We start from the raw sequence: 14,412 nt of genomic DNA, 5'->3' as shown, positions 1-14,412 counted from the left end.
AACGTTTATGTGTATGGACCGTTGCGTGTCTCACACACGAACCAATCCAAATATAGACAAACTTTGGGTTAATCCGATAATATTCCAAATAAAGCACAAACCCAGCAATGGTCTATACACGGTGTTAGCACACGGTTTATTCTTTCTTCGCTATTATTTTTCTCAAGACAGAATAAAGTCCGACATAATTTTGTTTAGAAATCCAGGTTAAAAATTGCCTCTTAAATTCCGCTGCCATTTTTCGCAATGAGTTTTAAAATAAACTTTTTTCAGATTTGGTAGGGAAGGGCAAAGTTTCGGTTTCGCACTTAAAAAACCAAAAAAAATTTCGGTTCCTTTTCGCGGTTTTTTCAGTTAGATTTGATTTCCGCGTATATCTAAAATAAAATTTTGCCCAAACTTTGGTCAAGCACAGGTTTTTCAAGTGATGCGACTTATTATTGGAAGGCCAAGAAATAAAATTGTTCACACGAGTGATAATTTCGCCGTTTTGGTTTTTCCGTATCTATTTCAATTTCGGTATGGTTTTTCAGTTTCAGCTCTTTAAAAATCAAAAAATTTTCTCGTTTATCTGTGTTATCTTGAGCAGACAACTGTGTGCTAACGTTTATGTATATGAGCTGTGGCGTGTTAAAGCACGAACCTCTCCAAATATAAACTAATTTTGGATATCCATAAATTTTCCAAATACGCATAGACCAAGCCATAGCTTATATACGGTGTTGTAAAACGTACTTTTATCAGACTTCAATTGAAATATTTACTTTTCCGCCAAGACCTTTTTCTACGATGTCAAATAATGTTTTTAAAGTCAGATTACTGCCATTATTTTCCACGCGCGAAATGTAAGTCCGCTTTTTGTCAATCAGTTCGCCAAGTTGTTCTTGAGTCAGATTTTTTTCTACTCGTGCATTTCGTAAGAGTAAACCGATTTTGAATGATTCAAAGTCTCTGTCAAGTTCATCTCTGCGTTCAGTTCCTTTTTTTCCGTAAACAGTGTTCTTTATTTCTTTCCAACTTTTAGTTTCCATTGCCTTTGTTTTTTTCTTCGTAATACTCTTTCATTAATCGGACTGCTTTATCGATTTCTTTTTGTGGTGTTTTCTGGGTCTTTTTAGTAAATCCGTTCAAGAGTATAACTAATTTACCTTTATCGAAGAAGCAAAACACTCGCCAAATATTAGAACCTAATTTTATTCGAGCTTCAAATAATCCTTTCTGGGTTTTCATTGGTGCCAAATATGTTTTCGGCACGTGCTGATAGGTTTCGATAATTTCAATGACCTTAAATATTTTGTCCTGAACCTTTTTCGGTTGAGCAAGCAAAAACTCCTCGAAATAATTTTTGTATTGTATTACTTGCCTAACTTTTTCCATTCGGACAAAGGTAACTTAAAAGTTACTATTTTCAAAATTCCCAATGTTTATTTTCAAGTTCGAGAGTTTCTTTGGGTATGTTTTACAACTTGTATATACAAGCACCAAACATACTAATTACCATCCAATCCGGAGGGATAGGCGTACCTTTTGGTGCTTATTTCACCGAATATAAATCATATATCCATATCATCAAACGGATTTTTTATGTTTTTTAAACTGTGCGTACTGACGTGTGTATAAATCATGGTGGTTTTAGGGCTGTTGTGTCCTAAAATATCTTGAATATATCTGATGTCTGTGCCATTTTCCAATAAATGCGTAGCGTAACTGTGCCTTAACGTGTGCAGTGTAACATGCTTTTTAATCACTGTACTTCTTACGGCCGTACGCAATACCTTTCGGCAGCTTTCTTGAGAATATACTTGGCCAGCAATTCCTTCAAATAGGTAAACCTTTGGTTTGTAGAGTTTATAATAGTGACGCAGTAACACTAAAGTTCTCTCACTTAATGGCACATATCTGTCCTTGGCGCCCTTGGCGTGTTTAATGTGTATAAAACCGCGTCTGCCGTCTATCGCGTCCATTTTTAAGGCCAGTGCCTCACCAATTCGCATCCCACAGGCGTAAACTAAACTCAACATGGTTTTGTGCTTGACGTTTTTGACATTGGTAAGTAATTGTTTCACTTCTTCTAGAGACAGGACTTCTGGCAGTCGTTTGTCTTTGTTTGGTCGTTCAATATGACTGATATCCAGATGGATGTTGCTGTGATGGCTATAAAATAGTTTGAGAGCACTTATAATTTGGTTTTGAAACGTTCTACCATACCCATTACCCAAAATATAATTTTGATTAAATTCCTCAATATCAATTTTTGTGATTGCAAGGATGTCTTTTGCAGTATAGTATCTGAAAAATATGGACAATAAGCCTACATAGTTTTCTATGGTGCTCTGGCTATAGCGTTTTTGGAGCATATAGTTATTAAAGCTGCTCAGAGCATCAAGATGCACTTTTTTGAGGGTTCCCAACGGTCCTGACTTTTTAGCGGGAGCTGTGCTTAACGGAACAAGTGCAGGTGCTTGCAGGGCACTATAATCTACAAAATGGTGCCGCTTGCGCAAGTAGGCATATATTCTTTTCTTATTGTCAGCAGTGTGTTTTAGGTAAAATGTGTTGTGGGTTTTACTCCAATTTACCCCCTCAAATGCAGTGATATAATGTTTTAAATCTTCATTGAATGCAAAGTCTATGGCAATTTGAGAAGTGTTTTTGTGGACAAGCGAAGAGAGGGTTATAGTGGCCATATCAAAAGTTTTTAATATCACTTTAAATATAGTATAATTCTTTGATAGTATCTCACATTCAGTGTGTTACTAATATTTATGAGGTTCGTATTTGTAATATAGAATGCAATCTATGTTTTTTAGAATGGGCGTGATTGCATTGGATCTGGTGAAAATTTAAGTTTTAGACCAAGTTTAGCGAACTAGTCGGAGCTTGGGCCATTTAGTCAACTGAAGAAATTTAATTACTAATTGTTATCTTTTTAAGCGCCTTGCATATTCAGTCTTTTTAGTGGTTCTAAGACCAATTTGATCCAGAATGTTTGATGATAAAATCACACACTTGAATGTGTCAACATAACTGTGATTGTCTTCTATGTCACAACCCATCGAGATCTGCATAAGATTGCCCAAATAGTTTATACTTTTACGTTGTTATTTGACAATGAATGTAACGCAGATGTATAACTTGCCCCATGGCCATAGGAAGGATTGCGTTCCCCATCTTAAGCAAAGGCCTCTAATACTGCGGTCTTAAAGTTTTTAGTTGTAATAGGATCGTTGTTAAAACTTTTAAACCAACTTTTCTTTAAAGAACGCAATGGTACGTGTCCACGCTAATTCGGCTGCATCTTTATCATAACGTGGCGTTGTATTATTGTGAAAGCCATGGTTAACACCATCATAAAAATGAACGGTATAGGCTACATTATTAGCCTTGAGCGCAGTTTCATAATCAGACCATCCTTCATTGACGCGAGTGTCCAGTCCTGCATAATGTATTAAAAGTGGTGCTTTTATTTGTGCTGTTTCTTCGGCTGAAGGTTGTCCGCCATAAAAAGGAATTGCTGCCATCAGATCAGGCACTTTTACAGCCATCATATTGGAAATCCAACCCCCAAAACAAAAACCAACAACGCCTATGTTACCATTACAATCTGGATGTGCTTTTAAATAGCGGTAGGCAGCAATAAAATCTTCAAGCATTTCATTACGATCACGCTTTTTTTGTAATTCTCTACCTTCATCATCGTTTCCTGGGTAACCGCCCAATGGGGTGAGCGCATCTGGAGCCAGACTTATAAATCCATCTAAAGCCGTTCGTCTACCAACATCTTCTATATAAGGGTTGAGCCCTCTGTTTTCATGAACTACAATAACTCCTGGCAATTTACCACTTGCGTCAGTTGGTTTTGAAAGTAATCCTTTTATTGAACCGCCACCCTGAGGAGAATCATAGGTGATATATTCTGAATCTAATCTTGGATGGTCTGCAGGCACCGTAATTGTGTCGATATAATTGGGAGACATAAAACTCATTAGCGATCCAATGGTAATACCACCAACGGCATAAAGCGATAGTTTTTCAACAAACTGGCGCCGCCCAATTTTATCATGCGCATAATCGTCATAAAGTTCAAAAACTTCCTGACTGATATCTTCTTTTTTGAGTGTTTTCATAATTCATTTTTTTCTTAACAAATTAAGAGATTAAAACACGCGCGCCAAAAATGCTTTTATACTTTCCTGATTCGCGCGGATCAATTCATTTCTAGCATTCTCAATATCTGATGGTTTTTTGTCTTGTGAGAGTTTGAACTTGCCTTCCCAATGCTCAATGTCAATCTCAAAACCTCTAACATAGCTTATAAATTGTGCCATTCTCGGATTGTCAGGTTCTAACGTGTAACGGTGTGCTGGGGCTTCCAAAAAGGAAGTCATGTCAATCATGGATGCTTTGATCACTTCAGGATCTGTAATTTCTTTGACCTTTCCGGTAATATGGACCATCACGTAATTCCAGGTCGGGAGTTGTGTGGTGCTATAAATACTGGGGGAAATATAACACTGCGGACCAGAAAATATAACGGTAACCTCGTTATTGTCTTTCAGCACTTCCGCCTGCGGATTGAATTTATCTAAATGTCCAATCAATTTTCCTTCAGAATAAATTAAAGGCAGATGGGAGATTAGCGGCTTGGTCTCCTTTACAGAAACAAGCATGGCTAAAGGATAGGTTTTAATTACGTCAATCATGTGTTCACGATTGTTGTCTTGATGTTGCTGCGGTGGGTAATGTGTCATAGTTGTAATACTGTCGAAATCAGGAATGCTATTAATTTAATTAAAACCTCTGTTAATGTTGCCTTTAGCTAGTATGGAAAACGGTGCCGAAATTTCGGAATCGCCTTGTTGATTTATGAAATTTTATGATATTAGAAGGTAGAAGCTAGAAGCTAGAAACTAGAACCTTCAAACGCCAAACTGTCTCAAATGATGATCCAAATGCTTGTATTGCATTTTGCCCCATTGGTCAGTACTGAATTTACCGAAAACAGGATGTTTAGGCCAATGCATATTTAAAGCTTTATTGTGGAAGTCATCAATGGTCAGTTTTAGTTGATTTCTTTGGGTTTCAAAAACTTGTGGATCAGTGACTTTAAAATCCTTGGTCGTGGCGATGTTCTCTGGCCAAGGTTTGTCATTGTACATGACCGGTTTGTAAAGCTTAAAAATCATTTTTTTTAGCAAGCCCACTTTTTCCGTCAGTTCCATTTTTCCGTTGGCAACCAGAAGCGGCAATTGGCAATGTCTAACCATTTGTGCCACGTCCATTTTTCCCCAGCTAGGCTTAGAGTTTTCCGTCAGGCTATCCACACGTCTCAAAACCTCCTGATGTACCTTTTGATCAAATAAAGTCTGCATACTATCGCAATTAGTTAATTGGTTCTGAAATTTACAATTTTTATCTTTTCTTTGATGATTATTACCTATTTTTTGTAACGAAAATGAAGTCCGTCTCCTTTTATCATTAACTTTATAACCACTTAAAATCTATGTGGCGCTTATGTCAGAAAAACACCCGTCGTTTTCCATAAAAAACTGGTCCCACCTTGACCAACCTCGCGAGAAATTAAGAGATAAAGGAAAATCTGCCTTGAGTGATGCTGAATTGTTGGCCATCCTAATAGGTTCTGGAAGTAGAAATGAAAGTGCTGTAGAACTGTGCAAACGCATTTTAGCAAGTACCAATAATAATTTAAATGCCCTAGGTAAATTATCACTCAAACAGTTAATGGAATTTAAGGGGATTGGTGAAGCCAAAGCACTTACTATTATAGCAGCATTAGAGTTGGGAAGAAGACGCAGGGGAGAAGAAGCCCTACAGTTATATAAAATAGAGTCCAGCCAATCAGTTTTTGAATTGATGCAACCTGTTATTGGTGAACTGCCGCACGAAGAATTTTGGATCATCTATTTAAACAATTCCAATAAAGTACTTCAAAAAATTCAACTGAGCAAAGGTGGGATTACGGGCACCTTGGTTGACGTGCGTTTGGCTCTCAAAACAGCAATAGAACTTGGTGCAGTTGGTATTATTTTGGCACATAACCATCCATCAGGAACGCTAAAACCTAGTGAAGCCGATAAACAAATCACACAAAAATTAAAAATTGCAGGAAACAGTTTGGACGTTAAAGTTTTGGACCATTTGATCATTACCGAAAATGCTTTTTATAGCTTTGCTGATGAAGGTATATTATAATTCAAAATTAAGATCCAATAATCAAGCACCAAATTCCAATCTTTTGGCTATTGATAAAGTGTCCGGATTTTATCAATCATTTTTCCCATATACAAATACATCAGTAAAGTGATTGATTTGGAATTTGGAATTTTTAAATTTGGAATTTACGACTGTTAATGTTACTAGTTTACACACATAAAATAACCCCCAGATTAATATATGCCTTTAAGCATATCAGTCTGCGTATATTAAATGTTCCCGTGAGTTTCACAACCACTGTGGAAGATTTTATAGCGCATGACAGTATGAAAATTTCATATGCCAAACAACCTTTGAGCAATGAATTGTTCGTTAGGAGCAATGAGCTGTTATTTGAGCAAGGTTTGTCTGATTTGGACATCAATGTGCAAGATTGGGGCAGTACCAAATGTTTCTTTTCAACCTCTGAAAAAAGCAGTTTGCCATTTGATATTTTTGCCGCCACGTTTTATTTGTTAAGCAGATATGAAGAATATTTACCGCATGTAAATGATGCCTATGGCCGATTTTTGGCAACGGAAAGTTTGGCGTTCAATAAAGGGTTTCTTCACCAACCTGTAGTAGATATTTGGGCCTATAAATTTAAAGAAATCCTGCAAGCACAGTTTCCTAATTTTGAATTCCCGGTTAGAACTTATAATATTCAGCCAGTGATTGATGTGCCAATGGCCTTTTATTTCAAAGATAAAGGTCTCATGAGAACTATTGGCGGTACTCTCAACGATTTGTTCAGTTTACAAATAAAACGTCTTTACCAACGGTATCAATCTTTGGCTGGTGTGAAAAGAGATCCTTATGATACGTTCAAATGGATTGTGACCAAGCAGAAGAAAACCTCCACTAAATTCATCGTGTTTTTCTTGATAGGCGAATATTCAACGTATGACAAGAATATCAATATCAATAAAAAGAAATTTGTCTCGCTCATAAAATCTGTTGGCGATTATTGCAAAATTGGATTAAAAGTGTCGTATTTGGCATTGGAAGATTTTAGCATGCTCAAGAAGGAGAAGTTAAAAATGGAAGCGACTACCAATTATCCGCTAGAAGCCTCCAGAAATTCGTTTTCTAAATTGAACCTGCCAGAAACTTACCGCAATCTGATAGAGTTGGAGATCAAACAAGATTTTACAATGGGCTACATCAACCATATGGGGTTTAGAGCGGGAACCTGTACACCATTTCAATTTTATGATCTGGACTTTGAAGTGCAAACGCCGTTACAAATTAATCCGTTCCATTGTGTAGATTATGCGTTGTTGAAAAGACAATCATTATTGGATAAAAAGGAAGATTTGCAACGCTTAATAGAATCTGTAAAAGGAGTAAATGGCACGTTTACTCCCGTATTTCATAATTATGCATTTAGCAACTTAGACCGTTGGAAAGGTTTTAAGGAGTTATTTCAACAAGTATTAGACTCAGTAGATGAAAAATAAAGCAATACAACACGTTTTTTTTGATTTAGATCATACCCTTTGGGATTTTGATAAGAACTCAGCATTGACTTTTGATAAGATTTTCAAATTGCATAAGGTTGGGGTCAATTTAGATTCTTTTTTAAAGGTTTATGAACCGGTTAATCTCCAATACTGGAAACGCTACAGAAATGAAGAGATTGATAAAATAGAATTGCGTTATGGGCGACTCCGTGACACTTTTGATGAGATAAATTTTAGTGTGGAAGATGGATTGATCCACAATCTTTCCACTGATTATATTGAACATTTATCCAGTTTTAGCCACCTTTTTGAAGGCACACTCGATGTATTGCAGTACTTGCAACCAAAATATCAATTGCACATTATCACCAATGGTTTTGAGGAAGCGCAGTTGAAGAAGATGGATTCTTCTGCAATTACCTCATTTTTTAAAACCATTACCAATGCAGAGGTAGCAGGCGTCAAGAAACCCAATCCTATCATTTTTGACTATGCCCTGAAAATAGCAAAGGCAGAACCCAATGAGAGCATTATGATAGGCGATAATTATGAAGCTGACATTCTTGGCGCACTAAACGTAGGCTATGATGCCATATTTTTCAATTATAGAAATGACGAGACAGAACCTCATATCAAACAAATCAAACACTTGTCGCAACTCAAACAGTACCTCTAAACATGAGTAGGTTTTTAAGTCTCAAAATTTTATCTTTAACTCAATAAATAATAATAATAATAATAATAATAATAATAAATTCAATGAAATCCATTCTCGCTATAGTTGCCTTTTTAATGTTGTTCAACATTAATGGGTTTGCCCAACAAAATATCAATGCTTACAAATATGTCATTGTACCCAACACGTTTAATTTTTTAAATGAACCTGATCAATACCAAATTAACTCTCTGACCAAGTTTCTATTTAAAAAGTACGGATTTACTGCACTTATGGCAGATGAGGAATATCCTCAAGACTTGACCAACAACCGTTGTTTGGCCTTATTTGCTGATGTAGAAAAACTCAAAGCATTTTTAAATACCAAATTACAAGTCCATTTAAGGGATTGTAATAATAAAATAGTGATCTCTTCAGAGGTTGGAGAATCAAGAGAAAAGGATTACGATAAGGTCTATAATTTGGCTTTGCGTGAGGCCTTCAACAGTTTTGATAAATTAAATTACACGTATCAACCCAATGAGGAAATTGTCTTTAAGGGCAATAAGACAACTACAGAAACGGTTGAAAACAACGACGCAAAAGAAGAAATTCAACGCTTGCAAAGGGAAGTAGAAGAACTCAAAGCAAAACGAGTGCGAGAAGAAATAGCGCTGAGAGCATCTGAAAAAAATAAAACACTTCAAGACATCCAACCAGAAGTCAAGCAAGAGGTAAAGAAAGTTCTAAAAACAGAAGCAAAATCTGATGAAACGCTTCAAACGTTATTCGCTAATCCGGTTGAAAACGGTTACACTATTTCAGATGCCTCTTCTAAAGTTTTGTATCATTTGGTGTTTTCCGGTAAAGAAGATGTGTTTATTGTTAAAGGTCAGGACGCTATTCTTTATAAAATGAACAACACATGGATTGTGGCAAAAGCCAATGACGCAGGCGTGTCCATGAAAACCCTTAATGTAAAGTTCAACTAATTTAATACCCGTATTTAGACTTCCATCGTTGCCTCAAAAACTCACGCTGAGACTGTTCCCTTGCATTGTTTCCAGGATTGTAAAGTGTTGTATTCTTGATGGCATCAGGAAGGAATTCTTGCGGGGCAAAATTGTTTTCGTAGCTATGGGCATATTGGTAATTGTCGCCATAACCTAGTTCTTTCATCAGTTTGGTTGGTGCATTTCTGACCGATAAAGGCACCGATAAATCACCTGTTTCCCTCACCAATTGTTGTGCTTTGCCGATGGCTTCATAAGCGGCATTGCTTTTTGCGGAAGTTGCCAGGTAAGTTGCACATTGGCTTAAAATAATGCGAGATTCTGGATGCCCAATCACGGATACAGCCTGAAACGTGGTGTTGGCCATCACTAAAGCGGTCGGGTTGGCATTGCCAATATCTTCACTGGCCAAAATCAATAACCGGCGGGCAATAAATTTAACATCTTCGCCACCTTCAATCATCCGGGCCAACCAATACACAGCCGCATTAGGATCACTGCCCCTAATTGATTTAATAAATGCTGATATAATATCATAATGCTGCTCCCCAGTTTTGTCATAACGCACCGTATTGCTTTGTACTTTTTGAAGCACGCCTTCATTGGTGATCACAATCTTATCATTTTCATCGTAAGAAGAAATAATGAGTTCAAAAATATTCAGGAGTTTACGGGCATCGCCGCCTGAGAGCCGCAATAAAGCTTCCGTTTCCTTGAGCTCTATGTGGCGTGTAGACAGAATTTCATCTTCAGTTAGGGCACGCTGCAATAAGGCCTCCAAATCTTTTTTGTCAAAAGAATTCAGCACATATACTTGAGCTCGGGAGAGTAGGGCAGGAATGACTTCAAAACTTGGGTTTTCAGTCGTGGCGCCAATGAGGGTGACCCAACCTTTTTCAACAGCTTCCAGCAACGAATCTTGCTGAGATTTGCTAAACCTATGAATTTCATCAATAAACAACAGCGGATTTTTAGCCGTGAACAAACCACCACTGTGTTTAGCCTTGTCAATAACTTCCCTGATATCTTTTACGCCAGAATTGATGGCACTCAGTTTATAGAATGGACGGTTCGATTCGTTTGCAATAATATTCGCCAAGGTCGTTTTTCCGGTTCCTGGAGGGCCCCAAAAAATCATGGAAGGAATCACGCCCTGTTTGATATGCTGCGTCAAAACCCCTTGATCACCAATCAAATGGGACTGGCTTAAATAATCTTTTAAGTATTTAGGACGTAAACGTTCGGCTAATGGTGCATTCATAATGCAAAATTACATGAATTCCTGTGAAATAATTTATTCACGAATACAAAATTGTAAATTAAGAATTTATGAGTAAAACAGAAACCCAACCGCGAAATTTCCACATAGATCTATTTTCAAACATTTTTCATTTTTACCTGCCCTTTGGGGAGGTCGGAATTGATTTTTTTCAATTCTGGGTGGGGCAAAAGTCGTGCTTTCGTAGCTCAATATTTTTGTTTATTTAAAAAAAAAGAGGGATTTCAAACAAACCGCTCCATCACGCATGCAGAAACGGGACAATTTTACATATTTGCAATTAATGGTAACTAATTTGATAAGAAACCTCTAAATTTAGGCATGAGCAATCAACAACATTTCAGGTATTCAACAGGCGTTGTGGCGTACCCCATCTTTTTTTTGATGCTCATTTGGGTGGTGTTCTGGCTACAGGTCCGGTTTTTTCCCGTCATCAAAACTTGGGGGATTATCCCAGATACATTGGTCGGTCTGCGTGGGGTAGTTTTAAGTCCGTTCATTCATGGAGATATTGAACACATTTACCACAACAGTGTTCCGTTAGTGGTGCTCAGCATGGCGTTGTTCTATTTTTATAGACCAATCGCGTGGAAAGTGTTGGTGTATGGTATTTTGTTATCAGGCTTGATCACCTGGTTTATCGGTAGGCCAGCAAACCATATTGGCGCCAGTGGCTTAATTTACGTATTGGTTAGTTTTATTTTTTTTAAAGGGATTTTTGCCAAACATTTTCGATTGATAGCATTATCCCTCATTATTATTTTTCTATACGGAAGCATGATCTGGTATGTCTTTCCTATTAAGGAAGGCATGTCTTGGGAAGGGCATTTGGGCGGACTCATCACGGGCTTTGTGTTTGCTATTATCTTTAGAAAGGCAATTGCCAAACCAGAGCGTTACCTTTGGCAAGAGCCACATTACAATGAAGATGATGACCCATTTTTAAGACATTTTGATGAACATGGAAACTTCATTGAGAATTTAGAACCTGAAGATGAAATTGAAATTGAAGTTGAAGATGAATTTGAAGATGAAGTTGAAGATGAACTTAAAGATGAAAATGACATAAAAGATGAAGTCCAAAAGAACACACCTAAATACAATTATATTTACAAGGAGAATCCTAAGAGTTAATTAAGAATTTTTGGGTACTTGTTCTTCGGGAAATTACAATTCTAAAAAAACTAGAATGAAGAGAATTCCTTAGGCATCATTCAAGATTAATCTTCAAATTCAACATCTGCTATCTCTGAGAAAAATAAGTCTTCGATTTTAAGTTAAATAGGTCGCAGACCTTAAAAATTAAACATGGAATTTTTACTTTTCTAGCATCTAGCATCTAGCATCTAGCATCTAGCATCTAGCATCTAGCATCTAGCATCTAGCATCTAGCATCTAGCATCTAACATCTAGCATCTAACATCTAACATCTAACATCTAGCATCTAACATCTCAAACCGACATCCTCTGTCTAACCGCTTCATACAAAAACGCACCACAAGCTACAGAAACATTCAAGGATTCAATCTCACCTAAAATTGGTAATTTGGCCTTGTCATCTACCACTTTCAAAATGGACGGATTGATGCCTTTCCCTTCAGACCCCATAATAATGGCGCAAGGCTCAGTAAAGGAAACATCGTAAAGATTTTGATCGGTTTTTTCAGTAGCAGCAATCACTTTAATGCCTGAAGCTTGCATATAAAAAACGGCATCCTTAATATGGTCCACTTTACAGATCGGGATTTTAAAAATGGCCCCAGCACTTGTTTTGATGGTATCTCCATTAACCGGAGCACCACCTTTTTTCTGAATTATAATTCCTGAAACACCAGTACATTCAGCAGTTCTAATGATCGCACCAAAATTACGCACGTCACTCAGCTGATCTAAAAGTAGGAAAAGAGGGGTTTTGCCAGATTCTATAGCGTTGGTTACCAATTCTTCTAAAGGATAGAAACTGATAGGTGCAATTTGTGCCACCACGCCTTGATGGTTCTTAGTGGTGAGTCGGTTAAGTTTTTCAACCGGAACATAAGACGAGTTTAAACGTTCTTTGTGCAAGAGTTGCTCCAGCTCAGTAAACAACTCGCCTCGTAATCCTTTTTGTAAAAATATTTTATCAATGTTTTCTCCAGATTTGATCGCTTCAATGACCGCTCTGATTCCGAAAATAGTAGTTTCGTTTTCCATGACGCAAAGGTATAAAATAAGCTCTTTACAAGAGATAAAATTTATGGTCTGTTTAGCTTTTGATTTATTTGAATAAAAAAACCTCTTAAGGTTTGAAACTTAAGAGGTCTCTTCTATTATGATGATTGAATTTCTAGTCGTTAATGTCCCAGAACAATTGGTTCTCTGCAGTATCTCCACCAATAGCATCAGAAGCCGCATTGTAGCTCGTACCATTTAAAGTTTGCTCTACAATAGGGTAGGTGTATCTGTTTGGATATCCTGATACGGCATCCACAGGTTCAGCCATAATAGGGAAATCTAAAAGGCGGATGGACGTCCAGGCTTCCATACCTCTATTAAATAAAGCCAACCATTTTTGTGTTCCGATGACTTCTTTCCAAGGCATTGTAGCTGTACTTAATGCAATTGCAGAAGCGTAAGCTACTTCAGGTTGCGCTAAATACGCGGTCGCATCTGCAGCAGTTCCGCCCCAGTATAGAATAGATGCCGTAACACCATTGTTATAATGATCTGCTGCCGTTCCTGGTACCGTAAAGTTTCTAGCGGCAGCTTCAGCCAAAATAAATTCAACCTCTGAATAGGAGAAGAGCACTCCTGGCAAGGTGGCACTTTCAAATTTTTCAGAAAAATGCGAGAAATTGGCATATGTTGATTCTTGGCCAATAACACCTCCTACATAAGCACCATTAATTTGTGTAAAGTATAATGGTCTTCTGGGGTCATCCAACGCATTCATAATGTCGATCACTGTCTTTCCTGCAACGTAATCCAATCTTCCACTTAAAACTAGTGAAGCGTAGACAGGGTTTGTATTTGGATCAGCACCATAATAGGTAAACGTTGCGTTATCAGCAGCACTTGTGATAACTCCACTTGTTAGCGCTTCTGTCATAGCTGTTTGAGCCAAAGCTGGTTCAATGTCAGAAAGTGTATTTGCCATTCTCAATTTAAGACTATTTGCAAATTTTTTCCATTGACTAACATCGCCTTGATAAAGGTTATCTGCCTTGCCATAGCTTTCTACAGATGTGTCTAAACCGTTTATGGCAGTTGTTAACCTTGAAAGCAAGTCTTTGTAAATAGTTAGGCCATCATCATATTTTGGTTGCAAATTGTCCTCAATGTTCAAAGCTTCAGTATAAGGCACATCACCAAAGGTTTCCACCAAATTACTGTAGGCATACACCGTTAAGATTTCATTGATTAACAACTTATTTGGTTTTAAAGCATTCAATGCGTCTGTTGTATAGGTAGTTGCCTCAATCACTTTGGTTGATTCATCCAAATCCTTTAAAACATCTTTATACATTGCATCCCAGTGACTTTGCGGAATGGTTCGTGTCACCTGATCGTAGTTGCTTTCATCAGTATAAGTGGCTTCCTGTAAAAATTGCGACCACAGTTGTGTATTGTTGAGGTTCACATTGATTTCTACAATTTGATCCACTAAGCTCTTTTGAGCACTAGTAAATAAGGATTCACCAGGAACTTCAGCAGGATCTTTTATATTCTGATTTAAATTCTCTAAATCAGTAGAGCAAGAATATATGGCGACTGCGCCTATTAATAGAATTATTATTTTTTTCATTTTCA

14 protein-coding genes are annotated in these 14,412 nt (G+C 37.3%); 5 read left to right on the top strand and 9 right to left on the bottom strand.

The features are described from left to right. Window positions 1-740 precede the first annotated feature (740 nt). The 6 genes from A9996_RS14240 to A9996_RS14215 form a co-directional block, all read right to left on the bottom strand. The gene (locus tag A9996_RS14240) at window positions 741-1,031 is read right to left on the bottom strand and encodes a helix-turn-helix domain-containing protein (RefSeq protein ID WP_066436432.1); all 291 of its coding nucleotides are present in this window, start codon (window positions 1,029-1,031) and stop codon (window positions 741-743) included. After that, on the bottom strand, window positions 1,021-1,377 hold the full coding sequence (locus A9996_RS14235) for a type II toxin-antitoxin system RelE/ParE family toxin (RefSeq protein ID WP_066436429.1): 357 nt from the start codon (window positions 1,375-1,377) through the stop codon (window positions 1,021-1,023). Before A9996_RS14235 ends, A9996_RS14240 begins: the two co-directional genes overlap by 11 nt. Window positions 1,378-1,553: 176 nt before the next feature. Further along, window positions 1,554-2,687 carry a tyrosine-type recombinase/integrase gene (locus A9996_RS14230; RefSeq protein ID WP_066436426.1) on the bottom strand — a complete coding sequence of 378 codons (1,134 nt, stop codon included), beginning with the start codon at window positions 2,685-2,687 and terminating at the stop codon, window positions 1,554-1,556. 552 nt (window positions 2,688-3,239) lie between these two features. Then, on the bottom strand, window positions 3,240-4,127 hold the full coding sequence (locus A9996_RS14225) for a dienelactone hydrolase family protein (protein ID WP_066436422.1): 888 nt from the start codon (window positions 4,125-4,127) through the stop codon (window positions 3,240-3,242). A gap of 30 nt (window positions 4,128-4,157) precedes the next feature. After that, window positions 4,158-4,751, bottom strand: a complete 594-nt coding sequence (locus A9996_RS14220) for an FMN-binding negative transcriptional regulator (protein ID WP_066436413.1) — start codon at window positions 4,749-4,751, stop codon at window positions 4,158-4,160. Between the two features lie 168 nt (window positions 4,752-4,919). Further along, on the bottom strand, window positions 4,920-5,372 hold the full coding sequence (locus tag A9996_RS14215; RefSeq protein ID WP_066436408.1) for a DUF1569 domain-containing protein: 453 nt from the start codon (window positions 5,370-5,372) through the stop codon (window positions 4,920-4,922). Window positions 5,373-5,514: 142 nt separating this feature from the next. Between A9996_RS14215 and radC the strand changes: the two genes are divergently transcribed. From radC to A9996_RS14195, 4 genes are all read left to right on the top strand, one after another. Next, complete coding sequence (gene radC / locus A9996_RS14210) at window positions 5,515-6,213, top strand: RadC family protein (RefSeq protein WP_066436405.1); 699 nt, start codon at window positions 5,515-5,517, stop codon at window positions 6,211-6,213. Window positions 6,214-6,371: 158 nt separating this feature from the next. Next, the gene (locus tag A9996_RS14205) at window positions 6,372-7,673 is read left to right on the top strand and encodes a polysaccharide deacetylase family protein (protein ID WP_066436403.1); all 1,302 of its coding nucleotides are present in this window, start codon (window positions 6,372-6,374) and stop codon (window positions 7,671-7,673) included. After that, on the top strand, window positions 7,663-8,352 hold the full coding sequence (locus A9996_RS14200) for a YjjG family noncanonical pyrimidine nucleotidase (protein WP_066436400.1): 690 nt from the start codon (window positions 7,663-7,665) through the stop codon (window positions 8,350-8,352). The genes A9996_RS14205 and A9996_RS14200 overlap by 11 nt, the downstream gene beginning before the upstream one ends. A gap of 83 nt (window positions 8,353-8,435) precedes the next feature. After that, complete coding sequence (locus A9996_RS14195; RefSeq protein WP_146608959.1) at window positions 8,436-9,323, top strand: hypothetical protein; 888 nt, start codon at window positions 8,436-8,438, stop codon at window positions 9,321-9,323. Window position 9,324: 1 nt separating this feature from the next. Here the strand turns inward: A9996_RS14195 and A9996_RS14190 are convergent, their stop codons facing one another. Further along, entirely contained in the window at window positions 9,325-10,605 is a 1,281-nt protein-coding gene (locus A9996_RS14190; RefSeq protein ID WP_066436395.1) for a replication-associated recombination protein A, read from the bottom strand. Window positions 10,606-10,944: 339 nt separating this feature from the next. Here A9996_RS14190 and A9996_RS14185 point away from each other — a divergent pair, with 339 nt between their 5' ends. After that, window positions 10,945-11,757, top strand: coding sequence for a rhomboid family intramembrane serine protease (locus A9996_RS14185; RefSeq protein WP_066436393.1), 813 nt, complete (start codon window positions 10,945-10,947; stop codon window positions 11,755-11,757). 318 nt (window positions 11,758-12,075) lie between these two features. Here A9996_RS14185 and rlmB read toward each other — a convergent pair whose 3' ends face one another. Continuing rightward, window positions 12,076-12,816 carry a 23S rRNA (guanosine(2251)-2'-O)-methyltransferase RlmB gene (rlmB, locus tag A9996_RS14180; RefSeq protein ID WP_066436388.1) on the bottom strand — a complete coding sequence of 247 codons (741 nt, stop codon included), beginning with the start codon at window positions 12,814-12,816 and terminating at the stop codon, window positions 12,076-12,078. Between the two features lie 133 nt (window positions 12,817-12,949). After that, window positions 12,950-14,407 (bottom strand): SusD/RagB family nutrient-binding outer membrane lipoprotein, encoded by a 1,458-nt coding sequence (locus A9996_RS14175; RefSeq protein WP_066436378.1) that lies wholly within the window; start codon window positions 14,405-14,407, stop codon window positions 12,950-12,952. Window positions 14,408-14,412: the final 5 nt, after the last annotated feature.

Origin of the sequence: Gelidibacter algens (assembly GCF_001678675.1) — a bacterium.
In the GTDB taxonomy this organism is placed as follows: Bacteria; Bacteroidota; Bacteroidia; order Flavobacteriales; family Flavobacteriaceae; genus Gelidibacter; species Gelidibacter algens.
Note: the sequence above shows the minus strand (reverse complement) of the source record. Positions and strands in the feature narration are given on the sequence as shown.